The sequence below is a fragment of the Vreelandella neptunia genome (genome assembly GCF_022489065.1).
GTDB classification, from domain to species: Bacteria; Pseudomonadota; Gammaproteobacteria; order Pseudomonadales; family Halomonadaceae; genus Vreelandella; species Vreelandella neptunia_A.
Genome location: NZ_JAKVTW010000069.1, coordinates 1 through 620 on the forward strand (window position 1 = coordinate 1; position 620 = coordinate 620).

Sequence of the window (620 nt, forward strand, 5' to 3'; positions counted from 1 at the left end):
TACAGTGCGAGCCACTCGTCCCATTCGCGGTCGTCCAGCAGGCGGCCTTCGCGGTATAAAAAGGCTTGGATGTCGTGATAGCTAATGCTCATGTCACTTCTCTCCTCTCTTCAGGCGCTGGGCGCTTAGGCAGACGCGGTGGCGATAAACTGGCTGCGCTCTTTGTCGATGGCGCGCAGCATTTCGTCGACCCAGTGCTTGTGGTGCAGCACGTAGAGCCCTTCGTCTTCCGGTGAGGCGCCGCTGAGCAGGGGCTTCATGTCGATCGCCTGGGCCGTTTCGTCGGCGCCTTCGATCCACTGTTGGGCCCCGCGGGAGAGGTCGTTCCATTCCGCCAGCGCGCCGTTGTAACCTTCCTGGCAGGCGCGGAACTCTTCCAGGTCGTCGGGGGTGCCCATGCCGGAGACGTTGAAGAAGTCTTCGTACTGACGGATACGGACTTCCCGGTCTTCGGCGGCTTCACCTTTGGGCGCGAAGCAGTAAATCGTGACTTCGGTTTTATCCACGGCGACCGGGCGAATCACGCGGATTTGCGTGGAGAACTGATCCATCAAATAAACGTTGGGGTAGAGGCAGAGGTTGCGCGTCTGGTTGACGATGGAGTCGGCCCGGGCATCGCC

Annotated in this window: 1 protein-coding gene; it reads right to left on the reverse strand. The window is 60.6% G+C overall.

Going from position 1 to position 620, the window contains the following annotated elements; translation table 11 throughout:
• Positions 1–125: 125 nt before the first annotated feature.
• On the reverse strand, positions 126–620 hold a 495-nt coding region (locus tag MLE19_RS22880; RefSeq protein ID WP_276322554.1), incomplete at its 5' end, for an SRPBCC family protein.